Genomic DNA, 13,442 nt, shown 5'->3' with positions numbered 1-13,442 from the left:
CCCTCACCCTGACCCTCTCCCTCAGGGAGAGGGGACAAAACCTCCCTCTCCCCAGGGGAGAGGGCCGGGGTGAGGGGGCCTTTTCAGGACCCCTTAACCACCTCAATAATCGACGTAGTGGAAATGGACGGCGTGCGCGGGAGGTAAATCACCTCACAAATAGTCTTATACCCGTCAAAGCGCCCCTGCCAGTCGTCGCCCATCACCAGAATATCGGCCTGATGCTCACGGATATAGTCACCTTTACGCGCAAGCGAGTGTTCAGCAAATACCCCATCAACACATTTGAGGCTGGCGATGATCTGCATTCTTTCCGCATCGGAATAAATAGGCGCGCGGCCTTTTTTGGCGATATTCAGCGCGTCTGATGAAACGCCAACAATAAGCCGGTCACCGAGCGCGCGGGCACGAGTCAGAATATTCAGATGACCGACATGAAAAACGTCAAAAGTGCCAAAAGTAATGACCGTTTTCATTATTCATCCCGGCGCAATTGCTGGCGCGCCCAGCACTGGGTGGCGATCTCATCCAGGTTTTTTTGCTCTTTGAGGTTAATCTCAGCGCTCCAGGCATCCTGTTGCTCATCCAGGGAGAGGGCAATAATTTTCTCCTTACACGCCGCCTGCACCAGATTTTTACGAATGCGGTTTTCTTTAATTTGCGCGAGGACTTTTTCCTGCTCCTGCCAGCGAATTACCCGGTGCAGGGTATGCCGGTAACCGTCGATATTGCGGTATGACTCAATAGACTGAGTTTGGGCGCTGTCCACACCGCTTTTACCGACCAGCAGCTTAAGCGACTTAATATTGCTGTCGTATTGCGTGCAGACCTGACGTTGCTGCGCCAGGGCGACGGTGTTTTCTTTCACCGATTTATCTTTTAAGCGCCGAAGCTGAGTGAGGGTGTTGATCAACTGCTGCATGGACAGGCTCTGAATGAATTCTGAAAAGGGAATGATAAAAGCATGGCGGGGAAGGCGGGGTTATTAATGGGTTATTTTAATATTATTTTATATTAAACAATGAGTTGGTGATCACCCTCACCCCGGCCCTCTCCCTGAGGGAGAGGGGGAAAGGCGGGTCCGTGCACAATCTGGCCCTCTCCCTAAGGGAGAGGGAGAAAGGCGGGTCCGTGCACAATCTGGCCCTCTCCCTGAGGGAGAAGGGCGAGTCCGCGCTCGATTTGTCCCCTCTCCCTCAGGGAGAGGGTGAGGGTGAGGGTGTATCACCGCCCGTCACCATCCCTCACCATTCTTCACCCGCCCCCACATCGGGGAAATGCCGTGCTCAAACTGATAAATTAGTGCCAGAATCAGCGGCAAATTAAACGCCATGACCTGCGCGTGCTGGGTAATCAGCGCCGACTGGCTTTCAATCAAATTAAACCGTGGGTAGCGGGAGAATAAGCCGAGGTTAGGTAAAATCTCAGTCTGATACTGTTTATCCGTCGGTGAGGTAAACAGATAAACAGGCGTGCGGGTATGCTCGCTGCTTTTTACCATTCCAGGCAGTTTCTCATTGAGCTGTTTTATCCGGGCGTCGGTGATCTCGCCCATCATCTGTTTGCCGACGTGCTCCCACGGCGTGTTTTTTGCCACATAACTGCCGAGGGAAAATTGCGGTACGGCGCTGATGATATTATCCACGCCGTGTTTCAGGCCGTAATAGAGCGCCATGCTGCCGCCTTTGGAGCCGCCGACGATCGACACGCGCGGCTTCTTCAGGTAATCCACCACGCCGTTAATTAACAGGCTGACACCTTCCTCAATATCAAAAGACATTTTCTGGCACAGGTAATACGCCGGAAGCCCGTTGAAATCATCTTTGATCCACAAAATATGCGAGTGGCAGTGATTGAGTACATTCTCAAAGTCATAAATTGTCGGGTCGGGGAGATTAAAACCCGACATCACAATTAACAGATGGCGGCAGTGCGGCGCGCCCTGTTTAAAGCGGTAATGGATCGGCAGACGTGCGCCGCGCTTAAAAATTAACTCTTCCATCAGTCAGGCTCCGCGTCGTTAAAACAGCTTCTGTTGCAGGCTGTGCAACAGGGTGTTTTCTTCTGCCGCGCGCGGGTTATTTACCGCGTCCATAATCGCCTGCGCCGCGCGTAATCCGGCGTTGCCGTCGTGGAAGGCGTCGCAGTAGTGGTGACGAATTGCCGTCATCGCCGTTTCCGCCGCCTGCCAGTCATAGTCGTTTGCCAGACACTGACGCAGTTGCGTCATGTCGCGGGCGGTGGGCAGTTGCGCGCGGATCGCCTGCTCCGGGCTGTGCGGGCTGGAGTAGGTTTTGTCGTTCTCCAGCAGCGCGTCCATACCCGTCCACTCCAGCAAAATCACCCGTTTGCCCGCGTGGATGGCGTCAAAAACAAATCCGCTGTTATCGGTGAGCACATAGTCTGCCGCTTTCAGAAGGGGCAGCGTCAGGTCGTGGCGGGTAACACGCTTTTTCAGGTGTTTGCAGGCCAGATCCAGCGAGGCGGCTTCTTCCGGGCGGTGAGTGGTGCCGTGGTGCAGTTTGATCACCAGGTTATATTCCCGGCTCAGGCGCGAAAGCTGTTCCGCCCAGTGCGGGAGGGAACTGAGCGCGCCGAAGGTCGGGGCGTAGAGCAGGATTGGTTTTTTCGCATCCAGCTTCAGGGCGGCCAGCGCACTGAGATCCACCTCCCCCTGATGCCACTTATCAAAGCGCGGATTGCCGGTGAGCAGCGCGTTGCCGTTGATGTCCAGCGCCTGCTGGCTGTGGTGGCTGTAGCACAGAATGCGGTGATAAAAGGCGTTCCACCAGGCGTGGTTCCAGGAGGATTTCGCCAGCCCGTACATGGCGCGAACCTGCACCCGGGCGAGGCCGTTCAGCATCGGCGTGTAGTAGGGGCTGACCAGGCAGGCGTATTGTTGCTGGCGGTTTTTGGCCTCGCTCAGACGGCTGCCGCGCAAACGTGGCTCGTTAAGGTTTGCCAGCAGGTCGGCCATCTCATCCAGCAGCGCTTTCGGCACCATGTCGCTGACCAGCAGTTCGCAGTTGCAGCCCGCCTCCAGCAGGTGTTTCAGCATCGGCTGATAAAGCTGATAGTGGAACGCCGACTCCATATAAAAGCCGATGGTTTCGCCCAGGCGGTTGGCGATGGGGGCTTGCTGCGCTTTGCGCTGCTCCGCCACGTGGTTTTTATTGATCTTGTTGAAATAGAAACGAATGTGGTCGGCTTCTTTTTGCTCGACGTCGCTGAAACCGGCACGCTGATAGCCAATACTCGGGTAGCAGGAAAGCCATTTTCCGCGCGCCTGCACGCCTTTCCAGCGGGCTTCCAGCACGCGGGACGGGTCCTGCGCTAACGCTTCGGCAAGTGTTGCGTAGTAGGGCTGATTGACCAGGTAAGCGCACACTTTTTCGCTATCGGCGGCGCGGATCGCTCCCGGCAGGCTTTTCAGCGGCTGGCCTTCCTGCACCTGGCCCGCCAGCAGCACCACTTCCCAGTTGATGTGCGTAAGCGCGTTCAGCAGGCGGTTTAACACGGTGACGTGTTTTTGCTGCTTTAACAGCACCGCGTCATCTTCCAGCAGCAGGTAGTTTTTCCAGCCCTGCGCCTGTGCCTGGGCCAGCACCTCACGATGGGAAAGCGTGCGGCCTAACGCGCCATCGCTGTTTTCCGTGGCGTTAAACCAGACGATTTTTTCTTCCGGCACCCGCAGCGTGAGCAGTTCCTCGCGCATGATCGCCCGGCGGTCGGCGCGTTTATCGAGGCTCAGCACCACGATTTTATCAATGTGCTGCCACTGCACCGGCACGCTGGCGGTGGCGTTATGCAGGCTCTGATAGGCGCTTTGCAGCATCGGATCGGTCACGTAATCGGTGAGCGTTTTCCCCGCGGCTTCGCTGCTGCCGAGTACGAAATCTTTATCGAAGGTGTTGTCGCTGTGGGAGACGCACAAAATGGTGCGATCCCCCGGCAATTGCAGCGGCGAGACGGTGAAGTTGTCGGTAAATGCCTGCTCTTCGCCGAGGTTACAGTCGTCGTCGTAGCGGTGTTTTTTCAGGTAGTTGCGGTGATAACAAAAGGTGCCGTTGAGAATGTGCTGTTTGCCGAATGCGTGGGTACGGAACACGCGGTTGATGTGGCTGTACCAGATTGGGATCTGGTCGGAACCGGAAATCAGCGCCCGGTGGCGCTGCATCATCTCAACGGTGTAGGAAATTTTATCCGCCGGGTAATAGTCGTCGTCATCCATACAGATGATGTATTCGCCCGTCGCCATCTCGTTGAGCATATTGCGTTTTTTACCCAGCGCCAGCCGCTCAGGATGGTGCACGTAACGAATGTTAAAACGCGCCGGATCGCCCTGGGTTAAGGCGTTTATGGTGGCAAGCTGGCTCTGCGCTGAGTCATCAAGAATGATCAGCTCCCGCCGATCCGCCGGGTAATCCTGGTAGCGAAACATATACAGCAGCCAGGGCAGAAACGCCGGGCGGTTCCAGGTGGGAGTAACCACGCTGACGAAGGGTTTTTCACGCGCGGGCGCGTGAGGTGCAGCCATTAAATCAGTCATTGCAAGCAAGCCAAAAAAGTCGGGCGGTGCCAATCAGCGGATCAGCAGTGAAAAGGCAGACAGCAGTTCATCTTCCTGGGTTAGCTGGCGCAGCGCCGCGCGTTCCGTGGCGCATGCCGGGGCGTGACGCCAGCTTTCAAACACGCAGAACAGGCTGATGATCTGCTCGTGGGTCAGCGTTGAATCATCCATCAGCCACAGGCTGAACAGGCTGCGCAGTAAAAAGATGTCGCTGACCAGTTGCAGGTAGCAGGCGGTCACGGAGAGCGTGTCGTGCTGCGGGAAGGTGTCGTGATAGAGGCGATAGACCAGATAATTGGTCCAGATCCACGGACGGTCGGCAAATGTCGCCTGTCCCTGCATTTCCCACACTTCCGCCAGTTGTTGCTGCATCAGGGCTTCGCTGTTTTTATCCTGCAATCCCAGCAGGCTGATTTGCAGCGGCAGGCTGAATTTGCGCGTGCAGTCGGTGAGTTTGTCCCAGTCCAGCGACAGGCGACCTAACTGGCTGATCAACGGACGCGAAAGGGTATTCAGCGGCGGCAACTGCTGGTAAAGCCGGGTGAGCGTGCCCTCGGCGGCGTAGTGGGCCATCTGCGCGGGCAGGGAGGCGATAATGCGCAGCAGATCGGGGCGGTCGTCGGGCAGTTTTTGCACGAACGAGAGCATCACCCCCAGCGCGTACAGACGCAGATCGATACTCAGCCCCGGCAGCGTCACCACATCCAGCGCCGCCTGATTCAGCGCGCCCATCACCGGGGAGAGCGGCGAGGTCGCGGGGTCCGCCTCAATCATTTTGACGTTGAGCGCAAAGGCTTCCGGCGATCCGAGCACCGCATCACAGCAGTCGTAGTCATCGAGCAGCAGACTGCGGCGGCTTTCGTGCTGCCAGCTAATCGACAGCGGCGAGCGCACAGGCTGCGGGTGTTTTTTAAGATACTGGCGAACGAACTCCGGTTCGTAACATTCAATCTGGCTCATGGTTTTCTCGACTGTGTGGGGGATCAGCGCTGATAAATAAAATCGGGTTCGGTGCCCAGAAAGGCCTGCACGAATTCGTACTGCATCGTCAGCAGCTCACCGTTTTTCTCGTTGAACGCTTTGCAGTTTTCCGCGATGGCTTCCAGTTGTTGCCACCGGCTGCGGGCGGCCTCGTGTTGCGCGGGCGGCAGCCAGCTCAATACGGTGGCGATGCCATGGCGATCCGGCGTGACGCCCAGGGCGGTCAGCACCTCGCGGCGGATCTGCGTGTTGCGGCTCAGTTGCGGATAATGGGCGTGGATCTTCTCATTCACCGCCATCAGCGCGTCGGTGGCGCGGCGGATCATGCACAGCCGCTGTTCTTCCAGCAGCGTGCGCAGTTGCTGGTAATGATCGATGTCGGCACGGATGCCGCGCAGCAGGATTTTGACCTGCTCAAGTCTGTTGCTCACCATGGTCACGTATTACTTCTGAAAAAAGCTCAGCATCGAATCGGCCAGCGCATCGGTATCTACCGTAAATTCACCTGCGGCGATCAGCGCCTGCATCGCGGCCACACGGTCGGCGTCTACCGCATCCGTCGGCTCTGCGTTCAGACTCTGCTGGGCGGTCTGTAAACCCTGCTGGGTCACGTCATCGGCCGCATCCGTGGGCGCAACGCTCTCTTTTGCAGGAATAGTTTTCTTTTGCGGCTGCGTCATCGTCATGCGCTGAGTCGAAGGCATCTGTCCTGGCTTTAACGCGGGGTTACTGGAAATCGCCATCTGTTTCTCCTGCTCGTTGATTGGTCACGCGTTTTGCCCCTCTCAGGGCAAGGCTCTGCGTCTGTTGTGAAGCTAAAGCGACCACCCAGGCGAAAACTTAAACCGCAAACAGAAAAAATTATTCAGCAGCGGTGAGGGCTTTCACCACACCGCTGTCGGTCACCGCGGCGCTGATCACCTGCTGGCTGTTGGCGTTCTGCACTTTGATCACCTCCCCCTTGTAACCGTTTTTCAGCGCCACGCCCGCGGTGCTGGCACTGATGCCGCCGCTTTGCGAAACGATGGTCACCGCCTCGTCGCGCTTAATCAGCAGCGGCTGTTGCAACTGGGCGAGGGTGATCGGTTTGTACGCGCCGAGCGTACGTCTGGCACTCAGGCCCACCGCGTCGTCGGCGTTAAACAGCAGTTCGCCGCGCTGATTGCTGATGTTGAATTTTTTGAGGATCAAATCGTCGGCACTGATTGCTTCGCCGCGCTCAAGGGTGCGGGCGGGCATCAGCACCGGCACATAGACGTCCGGTTTCACCGAGGCTTTCACCTGCCAGGGCGTCGTGCCCTTGCACACCACCTCGTAGTTGAACTGGCGCAGGGAGGTCTGCGGATGCGGGGCGTTTATCACCGGCGGCGTGGAACAGAGGGTCAGCGAAGCGACCGACGCGGGCATAAAAACGTTGAGTTGATAGTCGTGCTCCGGCCACTGTTTTTGCGCGGCCAGCGCGTCGAGGGTCGCGCCCGCCTGCTTAATCAGCAGGGCATTAATTTGCTGGCGCGCGCTTTCGATATGCGCACCGGGCGCGCTGTGTGCCGGGAGTGAAAACCCGGCAAAAACCATTTCCGCAAACAGGAAAAGGAAGGGGAAGGCGGCTTTCCGCCTGAGGGAATTTGATTTCACAATCTCTTACCTTTCAATGAGTTAAATTTCTGGCACGCCATTTGCTTAATGGGCGTGCACGAGAATCATCACTGAAGGAGCATCGCGAAATTATGGGGTTAAGTTTTCAACAGGCACTGGGTGTACATCCGCAGGCCGTGGCATTGCGTCTTGAGAGGACCGAGCTGCTCACGGCTAATCTGGCTAACGTTGATACGCCAAATTTCAAGGCTAAAGATATTGATTTTGCCGCTGAGATGCAACGAGCAAATTTTGAAGGAACGACAAGCACGGCCGTCGCGAAATACCGCGTGCCGATGCAGCCCGCCCAGGATGGCAACACCGTAGAACTGAATACGGAGCAGGCGAAGTTTTCGCAAAACAGCCTGGAATTTCAAAGCAGTCTGACCTTTTTAAATCTGCAACTAAGTGGCCTGCGAGCGGCCATTGAAGGGAAGTAATTATGTCTTTTGCTGACATTTATCAGATATCCGGCTCGGCGATGACCGCCCAGACGGTGCGTCTGAACACCATCGCCAGTAACCTGGCGAACGCCGAATCCCCCGCCCAGAGTGAGGCGCAGGTGTACAAAGCGCGCAGCCCGGTTTTTGCGGCGGTGTATCAAAACAGCCTGGTGCAGAGCCGTCATCACGACGTGGACGGGGCCAGCGTGCGCATTCAGGACGTGCTGGAAAGCGGCAGCGGCGTGAAGCGCTACGAGCCGCATCACCCGCTGGCGGACGCCGACGGCAACGTCTGGTACCCGGATATCAACGTGGTGGATCAGATGGCCGACATGACCTCCGCCTCGCGCGATTTTGAAACCAACGTCGAGGTGCTTAACAACGTGAAAAGTATGCAGCAAAGCGTGCTGAAACTGGGCGAGGGCGTATGAGTAACGTCACCAGCAGCACCAGTGCGCCGGTAAGCAGCACGCCTGAGCCGACCAGCAACGTCAGCGCGCAGGACGCCAGCACCTCCACCTCGATGGCGGACACCTTTCTGACGCTGTTTGTCGCTGAGATCCAGAATCAGGACCCCACGGAGCCGACCGATCCGACCGAGTACATCAGCCAGCTTTCGTCTATGGCGCAGGTGGCGATGGCGGAGGAGATGTCGGTGCAGATGAACACCAATGCGGTGCTGATGAGCAACATCCAGGTGATGGCGCTCGGCAATATGGTGGGCGATCCGATCATGGTGCAGACCACCACGCTTGAGGTGGGCGACGGCGCGATCCACGGGCGCATTGAATTGCAGGACGCCTGTACCACCGTCGATCTCCACTTTACCGATGAAGCCGGAAACGACTACGACATCCCGCTGGGTGAGCAGTCACCAGGCCAGGTGGACTTTGATGTCGATCCGGCCGATTACGGCATTCCGCCGGGGAATTACAACGTGTCGGTTGTGACCAACACCGGGGAAGAAGAGGTGCCGGTGGAAGTCGCGGGCGTGGTGAACGACGTGCGTATTCCGCTGGATGGCAGCACCCCGGTGCTGAACGTCACCGGCGTTGGCGAAGTGCCGTTCACCATGATCAGTCAGTTCGGCGTGCCGGACAGCGACAGCGCCGATGTACCGGACGATGCCACGCCGGTTGAAGCCTGATTTTTTTAAGCAGTTAATCTCACAGGATATTGAGTTATGAGTTATGAAATTGCCGCCACCGGTCTGAATGCGGTCAACGAACAACTGGACGGGATCAGTAATAACATCGCCAACGCCGGGACCGTGGGTTACAAATCCATGACCACGGAGTTTTCCGCCATGTATGCGGGCACCCAGGCGATGGGGGTGAGCGTGGCCGGGACTGCGCAAAGTATTTCCCGTGGCGGTTCAATGGTCTCGACGGGCAACGCGCTCGATCTGGCGATCGACAACGGCGGCTTCTTTGTCACCTGTGACAGCGCAGGCAACGTGTGCTACACCCGCGCGGGTTCGTTTCACACTGACAAAGAGGGCAACATCGTCAATTCCACCGGCGATAACCTTCAGGGCTACCCGGTGGACGACAGCGGCACGCTGGAAACCGGTACGGTGACCGATCTGCAAATCCAGACCGGCAACATTCCGGCGCAGGCGACCACGGAAGAGACCTTTACCGCCAACTTCTGCGCCCAGGATGAGGCCATCGACACGGCGGCGGTGCCATTCGATCCCATCAATGTCGATTCCTATAACAGTTCCTACACCACCACCGTCTATGACTCGCTGGGCAACGAGCACTCGGTGGCGCAGTACTTCACCAAAACGGCGGATAACACCTGGGAAGTGCACTACAGCTTCGACGGCGAAACCCAGTCCACCACCACCCAACTCTCGTTTAACGAGAGCGGCACGCTGGTCAGCCCGACCTCGCCGACGCCGATGACCTTCAGCGCCGACGGCGCAGAAGCGATCGAAATGACCTTCGATTACGGCGACTGCACCCAGTACGGCTCTGAATTTGCAGTCACCACCAACGCGGCCAACGGCTACGCCTCGGCAGAGCAGAACGGCGTGCAGGTGGACGGCGACGGCAAAGTCTACGCCACCTACAGCAACGGCGAGCGCATGTTGCAGGGCCAGGTGGTGCTGGCGACCTTCCCGAATGAAAACGGGCTCCAGGCGGTCAGCGGCACGGCGTGGGTGCAGACCGGGGAATCCGGCACGCCGCTTCTCGGCGCACCGGGGGAAGGCAGCTTCGGCACGCTCTCATCCGGGATGCTCGAAGGCTCAAACGTCGATATCACCGGCGAGCTGGTGGAACTGATGAGCGCCCAGCGTAACTATCAGGCCAACACCAAAGTGATCTCCGCCAGCACACAGCTGGATCAGGCGCTGTTCCAGGCCATGTAATCGGGAAAGACACAATGGATCGATTACTTTTTACCGCCGTCAGCGGGGCGTCGCACTCGCTGATGGAGCAACAGATCAGCGCCAATAACCTGGCGAACGTCAACACCACCGGCTTTCGCGCCGACATGCAGATGTCGCACAGCCAGGCGATTAACGGCAGCGGGTTTGCCACGCGCTTTATGACTCAGGAAAGCCAGAGCGGGGTGAACGATTCTACCGCCGCCGCGCAAAACACCGGTCGCCCGCTGGACGTGGCGATTCAGGGTGAAGGCTATATCGCGTTGCAGGGTGACGACGGCAGTGAGGTTTATACCCGTAACGGCAATATCCAGCAGAACGATCGGGGCGAACTGACCATCGACGGGCACGCGGTGCTCGGCGACAACGGCCCGATTACTCTGCCGCCGAACGCCATCGCCTCGTTTGGCAGCGACGGTACGCTTTCGGTGGTCCCGGACGACGGCGACGTTACCGCCGCGATGGATATCGACCGCCTGAAACTGGTGCATATCCCGGTGGAGAATCTGGCGAAAAACGCCAGGGGGATGCTCATCACCGCCGACGGCACGCCTGCGGAAGTGGATGAAAACATCAAAGTCAGCGGCGGCTATCTGGAAGGCAGCAACGTCTCTGCGGTCTCCGAAATGCTGGCCTCCATTTCCCTCAATCGTCAGTTTGAAGCGCAAATCAAAATGATGAAGGCGGCGGAAGATTTAAGCGAGTCGGGCAACCGGCTGTTACGCGGCTCGTAAGCCGCCATTCAGGATTAAAGAGTCATGAACGCAGCACTATGGATCAGTAAAACCGGCTTATCGGCAGAAGATGCCGAAATGAGCGCCATCGCCAACAACATCGCCAACGTCAATACCAACGGCTTTAAGCGCGATCGGGTGATGTTCCAGGATCTGTTCTACCAGAACCAGCGCGCGCCCGGCGCGATGCTGGATCAGAACAACGTCGCGCCGACCGGCATTCAGTACGGCAGCGGCGTGCGCGTGGTTGGCACGCAGAAAACCTTCACCGAAGGCAACATTGAAACCACCGACAACCCGCTTAACGTCGCCATCATGGGGCAGGGGTTTTTCCAGGTGCAAAAAGCCAACGGTGACACCGCCTACACCCGCGACGGGAATTTGCAGGTTAACGCCGACGGGGTGCTGACCAACGCCCAGGGTCTGCCGATCCAGCCGGAAATCGACGTGCCTGCCAACGCCACCGACATCACCATCGCTGAGGACGGCACCATCATGGCGATGATGCCGGGCGAGAGCGATCCCGCCGAGCTTGGGCAACTGACGCTGGTGAATTTCACCAACCCGGCGGGGCTGATGGCGGAAGGGGACAACCTCTATCTGGAAACCGCCGCCAGCGGCCAGCCGACCGAAGGCGTACCGGGCGAAGATGCCCTGGGCACCCTGAAACCGGGGGCGCTGGAAGGCTCCAACGTCGATATCGTCAACGAAATGGTGGCGATGATCACCGTGCAGCGCGCCTACGAGATGAACGCCAAAATGGTGTCCGCCGCCGACGACATGTTGCAGTACATCAATCAGAACTTGTAAACGTAATCATGAACGGGGCCGCGTCTGGCGCGGCTTTTGTTCAGTTGTGAGAGTAATCGTGAAGAAATTATTGGGGTTAATGGTGCTTGTGCTGTGGCTGACCGGCTGCGAGTCGCAGGCGATGCTGGTCAAAAAAGATGACGAAGCCTTTGCGCCGCCGCCGATGGCAGCAATGCCGACGCCAGAAGGGCGTGCGGGCGGGGTGTTTCAGGCTGGCTACAACTGGTCATTAACCGCCGACCGCCGCGCCTACCGGGTGGGGGACATTCTGACGGTGATCCTCGAAGAATCCACCCAGTCCAGCAAGCAGGCAAAAACCGATTTTGACAAGAACAGCAGTATTGATATCGGCGCGCCGACGGTGTTCGGCAAAACCAAAGACAAACTGGAAAGTTCTGCCGATGCGAACCGCAGTTTTGACGGCGGGGCCAGTTCACAGCAGCAGAACAGCCTGCACGGGTCGATCACCGTGTCCGTTCACCAGGTGCTGCCGAACGGAGTGATGGAGATCCGCGGTGAGAAATGGCTGACGCTCAATCAGGGCGATGAATACATCCGCCTGAGCGGGCTGGTGCGCGCCGACGATATCGAAAACGACAATACCGTGTCGTCTCAGCGCATCGGCAACGCGCGCATCTCCTACGCCGGACGCGGGGCGTTAAGCGACGCCAACGCCGCAGGCTGGCTGACGCGCCTGTTTAACCATCCTTTATTCCCGCTGTGATCCGGAGTCGTTATGTTGTGTTTTTCAAAATCGGTCGTTAAGACGCTGTTTATCGGGCTGTGCCTGATCCCGCTCGCCGCCACCCATGCGCAGTCCCTCGAATCGCTGGTGGATATCCAGGGCGTGCGCGGCAACCAGTTGATCGGCTACAGCCTGGTGGTGGGGCTTGACGGCACCGGAGATAAAAACCAGGTCAAATTCACCAACCAGACCATCACCAACATGCTGCGTCAGTTTGGCGTGCAGCTACCGGGCAAAATCGATCCGAAGGTGAAAAACGTGGCGGCGGTGGCGGTGAGTGCCACCCTGCCGCCGATGTACGCCCGCGGGCAGACCATTGACGTCACCGTTTCGTCTATTGGCGATGCCAAAAGTCTGCGCGGCGGCACGCTGCTGCTCACTCAACTGCACGGCGCGGACGGGGAAATTTATGCCCTGGCGCAGGGGAACGTGGTGGTCGGCGGCCTCAACGCCAGCGGTAACAGCGGCTCCAGCGTCACCGTCAACACGCCGACCGCCGGGCTTATCCCCAATGGCGCATCGGTGGAGCGCGAAATTCCCAGTGATTTCGCCATGACCAGTACCGTGATGCTGAACCTCAAGCGCCCGAGTTTTAAAGACGCCAATAACATCGCCAGCGCCATCAATATGGCCTTTGGCGGCGGGCTGGCGACGGCGAAAAGCGCCACTAACGTTGAAGTGACCGCCCCGACCGCGCCCGGCGCGCGGGTGCAGTTTATGTCGCAGTTGCAGGACGTGCAGATCACCGCCGAGCGCGTGCGCGCCAAAGTGGTGTTTAACGCCCGCACCGGCACGGTGGTGATGGGCGACGGGGTGCAGATCCACCCGGCGGCGGTCTCCCACGGCAGCCTGACCGTCTCGATTACCGAAAACAGCAACGTCAGCCAGCCGAATGCGTTCGCGGGCGGGCGTACCGCCGTGACGCCGCAGAGCAATATCAACGTGCATCACGCGCGTCCGCAGATGGTGACGCTGCCGGAATCCACCAGCCTGAAAACGCTGGTCAATGTGCTAAACGGACTGGGTGCCTCGCCGGACGATGTGATGTCAATTTTGCAGGCGCTGCATGAAGCCGGGGCGCTGGATGCCGATCTGGAGGTGATCTGATGGACCCGCTGAAAGCGCTGAC

At 58.2% G+C, this 13,442-nt stretch carries 16 protein-coding genes; 8 read left to right on the top strand and 8 right to left on the bottom strand.

The window, feature by feature from the left end; genetic code table 11:
• Positions 1-83: 83 nt before the first annotated feature.
• The 8 genes from BM373_RS07290 to flgA all read right to left on the bottom strand — a co-directional run bounded on the left by BM373_RS07290 (position 84) and on the right by flgA (position 7,186).
• Complete coding sequence (locus BM373_RS07290; RefSeq protein ID WP_090460763.1) at positions 84-476, bottom strand: FAD synthase family protein; 393 nt, start codon at positions 474-476, stop codon at positions 84-86.
• A complete protein-coding gene (fliJ, locus tag BM373_RS07285) occupies positions 476-922 on the bottom strand; it encodes a flagellar export protein FliJ (protein WP_090460762.1) in 447 nt (148 codons plus the stop codon). The genes BM373_RS07290 and fliJ overlap by 1 nt, the downstream gene beginning before the upstream one ends.
• Before the next feature lie 312 nt (positions 923-1,234).
• Positions 1,235-2,002, bottom strand: coding sequence for a hypothetical protein (locus BM373_RS07280; RefSeq protein WP_090460761.1), 768 nt, complete (start codon positions 2,000-2,002; stop codon positions 1,235-1,237).
• A gap of 18 nt (positions 2,003-2,020) precedes the next feature.
• Positions 2,021-4,537, bottom strand: a complete 2,517-nt coding sequence (locus tag BM373_RS07275; protein ID WP_256214585.1) for a glycosyltransferase — start codon at positions 4,535-4,537, stop codon at positions 2,021-2,023.
• 45 nt (positions 4,538-4,582) lie between these two features.
• Positions 4,583-5,530: a hypothetical protein gene (locus BM373_RS07270; RefSeq protein ID WP_090460760.1), complete on the bottom strand. Its 948-nt coding sequence runs from the start codon at positions 5,528-5,530 to the stop codon at positions 4,583-4,585.
• Between the two features lie 23 nt (positions 5,531-5,553).
• Positions 5,554-5,982, bottom strand: coding sequence for a flagellar protein FlgN (locus BM373_RS07265; RefSeq protein ID WP_090461081.1), 429 nt, complete (start codon positions 5,980-5,982; stop codon positions 5,554-5,556).
• Positions 5,983-5,994: 12 nt separating this feature from the next.
• On the bottom strand, positions 5,995-6,294 hold the full coding sequence (gene flgM, locus BM373_RS07260) for a flagellar biosynthesis anti-sigma factor FlgM (RefSeq protein ID WP_090460759.1): 300 nt from the start codon (positions 6,292-6,294) through the stop codon (positions 5,995-5,997).
• A 118-nt stretch (positions 6,295-6,412) separates the two neighbouring features.
• Positions 6,413-7,186 carry a flagellar basal body P-ring formation chaperone FlgA gene (gene flgA / locus BM373_RS07255; protein ID WP_143102633.1) on the bottom strand — a complete coding sequence of 258 codons (774 nt, stop codon included), beginning with the start codon at positions 7,184-7,186 and terminating at the stop codon, positions 6,413-6,415.
• Positions 7,187-7,278: 92 nt separating this feature from the next.
• Here flgA and BM373_RS07250 point away from each other — a divergent pair, with 92 nt between their 5' ends.
• Genes BM373_RS07250 through BM373_RS07215 form a run of 8 tightly spaced genes read left to right on the top strand, consistent with a single transcriptional unit; the run spans position 7,279 to position 13,420 of the window.
• A complete protein-coding gene (locus tag BM373_RS07250; protein ID WP_090460757.1) occupies positions 7,279-7,626 on the top strand; it encodes a flagellar basal body protein in 348 nt (115 codons plus the stop codon).
• A gap of 2 nt (positions 7,627-7,628) precedes the next feature.
• Entirely contained in the window at positions 7,629-8,060 is a 432-nt protein-coding gene (gene flgC / locus BM373_RS07245) for a flagellar basal body rod protein FlgC (RefSeq protein ID WP_090460756.1), read from the top strand.
• Positions 8,057-8,776 (top strand): flagellar hook capping FlgD N-terminal domain-containing protein, encoded by a 720-nt coding sequence (locus BM373_RS07240; protein ID WP_090460755.1) that lies wholly within the window; start codon positions 8,057-8,059, stop codon positions 8,774-8,776. The genes flgC and BM373_RS07240 overlap by 4 nt, the downstream gene beginning before the upstream one ends.
• Before the next feature lie 36 nt (positions 8,777-8,812).
• Positions 8,813-10,006 carry a flagellar hook protein FlgE gene (gene flgE / locus BM373_RS07235; protein ID WP_090460754.1) on the top strand — a complete coding sequence of 398 codons (1,194 nt, stop codon included), beginning with the start codon at positions 8,813-8,815 and terminating at the stop codon, positions 10,004-10,006.
• Positions 10,007-10,020: 14 nt separating this feature from the next.
• On the top strand, positions 10,021-10,758 hold the full coding sequence (locus BM373_RS07230) for a flagellar basal body rod protein FlgF (RefSeq protein ID WP_090460753.1): 738 nt from the start codon (positions 10,021-10,023) through the stop codon (positions 10,756-10,758).
• Between the two features lie 24 nt (positions 10,759-10,782).
• Positions 10,783-11,568 carry a flagellar basal-body rod protein FlgG gene (flgG, locus tag BM373_RS07225; RefSeq protein ID WP_090460752.1) on the top strand — a complete coding sequence of 262 codons (786 nt, stop codon included), beginning with the start codon at positions 10,783-10,785 and terminating at the stop codon, positions 11,566-11,568.
• 58 nt (positions 11,569-11,626) lie between these two features.
• The gene (gene flgH, locus BM373_RS07220) at positions 11,627-12,292 is read left to right on the top strand and encodes a flagellar basal body L-ring protein FlgH (protein ID WP_090460751.1); all 666 of its coding nucleotides are present in this window, start codon (positions 11,627-11,629) and stop codon (positions 12,290-12,292) included.
• A gap of 12 nt (positions 12,293-12,304) precedes the next feature.
• Entirely contained in the window at positions 12,305-13,420 is a 1,116-nt protein-coding gene (locus tag BM373_RS07215) for a flagellar basal body P-ring protein FlgI (protein WP_090460750.1), read from the top strand.
• Positions 13,421-13,442: the final 22 nt, after the last annotated feature.

The organism is Enterobacter sp. kpr-6 (assembly GCF_900116015.1).
Lineage (GTDB): Bacteria > Pseudomonadota > Gammaproteobacteria > Enterobacterales > Enterobacteriaceae > Enterobacter_D.
Note: the sequence above shows the minus strand (reverse complement) of the source record. Positions and strands in the feature narration are given on the sequence as shown.